Origin of the sequence: Myroides albus (assembly GCF_009711045.1) — a bacterium.
Lineage (GTDB): Bacteria > Bacteroidota > Bacteroidia > Flavobacteriales > Flavobacteriaceae > Flavobacterium > Flavobacterium album_A.
This window is the reverse complement of record NZ_WMJX01000103.1, coordinates 1-2,386: the sequence shown is the minus strand read 5'-3', so window position 1 is coordinate 2,386 and position 2,386 is coordinate 1. Positions and strand designations below refer to the sequence as shown.

Annotated in this window: 1 protein-coding gene and 1 rRNA gene; both read left to right on the top strand. The window is 31.6% G+C overall.

The annotated features are described in order from the left end of the window. Positions 1–19: 19 nt before the first annotated feature. Positions 20–129, top strand: a 5S ribosomal RNA gene (gene rrf / locus GJV76_RS15440). Between the two features lie 259 nt (positions 130–388). Next, a complete protein-coding gene (locus tag GJV76_RS15435) occupies positions 389–2,320 on the top strand; it encodes a polysaccharide biosynthesis protein (RefSeq protein WP_155093473.1) in 1,932 nt (643 codons plus the stop codon). Positions 2,321–2,386: the final 66 nt, after the last annotated feature.

Sequence of the window (2,386 nt, the reverse complement as noted above, 5' to 3'; positions counted from 1 at the left end):
GTTAAAGTAACAACCGATTTAGGGTGGTTATTGCGGCGGGGCTCACCTCTTCCCATTTCGAACAGAGAAGTTAAGCCCGCTAGCGCAGATGGTACTGCTAACCAGTGGGAGAGTATGTCGTCGCCCTTCTTTTAAGAATCCCCAATCTCATATGAGGTTGGGGATTTTTTTGTTTATATACTTCATAAGAATATCGTTATATTAAGTTTGTCGGAATATAATTAACAGTATTTTTTTCTCTTGTATTTACTTATTAGTATTAATTTTTGTTTTTTTTTTAGTTCTAATGAGTTTTTGTTGAAGCTTTAAATTTTATTATGAGTTTTTTTTACTTTATCTTTGCTTTGGGAAAAGAAAAGGTTACAAGTGATGTTTTAATAATTGTAGTATGAATAATGCCTTAAGAAAGCAGTTGAAACGAGATACACCTCGTGGGATTGTTTTTTTTATCGACCTTCTAATAGTTTTGTTTACTTATTTAGTATCAAATTTATTTTTGACTAATTTTTTTGGTAACTTTTCTATGGAATTAATAATGAATAAACTCCCAATAGTTTTTATTTGTTATATCGTTAGTTTTTATATTTTCAAACCTTATCGTGGAATAATCAGGCAAACTAGTTTGAAAGATGTGGAGAATGTCTTTTTTACATGTCTGTTTGCATCTGTCTTGTTGACTATTTGTAGTTCTTTACAGCGTAATGGTGTTTTTAGCTATGAACTAGAAGATTATTTGCGATATTCTTATTCCTTTATTTTATTTCATTTATTGTTCACAAGTGTAATGATGATTTTGGCTCGCTTATTTTATAGTCAGTTTTATCATACTTATATTTTAGAGGTAAGAAATCAGCGAAGAATACTTATTTACGGAGCTGGTGATTCTGGTATTATAACTGTACGAGCTTTGCAATCTGATACCAAGATGCGTACTGAAATAATTGGTTTTATAGATGATAGTAAAGGGAAGATAGGTACTAGAATTTCTGGTTATAAAGTTTATAGTCCTGGAGATATTACCAAAGAGTTTATTCTGAAGAATAAGATTGATGATATTGTAATTTCAATTCAGAATATTTCGCGTCAACGTTTAAATGAAATATCTGAATGGTTAGAAACCCTTCCAGTTAGTATAAAGATAATTCCCGCTGCAAGTGATTGGCTTGAGGGTAAATATACTAATAAGCATATCAAAGAACTTAAAATTGAAGATCTATTAGGCCGTAAAAGTATAGAATTACATAATCCTATTATAGCCCAGGAAATTGATAGAAAGGTTGTGTTGATTACTGGGGCTGCGGGATCTATTGGTAGTGAGATAGCAAGGCAAGTTGCTAACTTTAATTTTAAGACTTTAATTTTAGTTGATCATGCTGAATCTGCTTTGTACGATGTTCAACAAACAATGAAATCTTGTAGATGTGAGGATATTTATTATATTGTAGCTAATATTAGAGATGAAAAGTCAATGCAAAAGCTGTTTGAATTTTATAAGCCTAATATGGTTTATCATGCAGCAGCATATAAGCATGTGCCTTTGATGGAAGCACTTCCTTATGAAGCTATACATACAAATGTAAAAGGTACAAAAGTTATAGCTGATTTATCTGTTAAGTATAAGGTAGGCAAGTTTGTTATGGTTTCCACTGATAAAGCTGTGAATCCTACAAATGTAATGGGTGCTACAAAACGTGCGGCAGAGATTTATGTATCTACTTTGGCAGGTAATGGTATAACAAATTTTATAGTAACTCGTTTTGGAAATGTCTTAGGGTCTAATGGTTCTGTTATACCTTTGTTTAAGCGACAAATTGATCAAGGAGGACCTTTAACTGTTACTCATCAAGATATTACTCGTTATTTTATGACAATTCCTGAAGCTTGTCAATTAGTTTTAGAAGCTTCAGTGATGGGTAAAGGTGGTGAGATATTTGTATTTGATATGGGACAATCAATGAAGATATTTGATCTTGCAAAGCGTATGATTCGATTAAGTGGCTTAAGTTACCCGGATGACATTGATATAAAAATTACTGGTCTTCGTCCAGGTGAGAAGATTTTTGAAGAGCTTTTAGCAAATGACGAAAATACTGTTAAAACTCATCACGATAAAATAATGATTGCTAAAGTTCGTTCTCAAGATCTATATAAGGCCAAAGGTCAAATAGAAGAATTGTGTCAGATTATATGTGATTATAATAGTGAGCAAGAGGCTTATATTTTAGTTAAGCATTTAAAAGATATTGTTCCTGAGTTTAAGTCTCAAAACTCTATATACGAGAGTCTAGATAATATAGTTGAAGAAAGTTCAGTTGTTTAATTGAATTTTTATTTTGAGTGTAATAGTTAAGAGGCTGTCTAAAAAGCCTAAAAAACAAAACCCCGT

Bases quoted from the DNA above. Each gene is read 5' to 3' on its own strand.
- GJV76_RS15435 (WP_155093473.1), top strand. From the start codon at position 389: ATGAATAATGCCTTAAGAAAGCAGTTGAAACGAGATACACCTCGTGGG.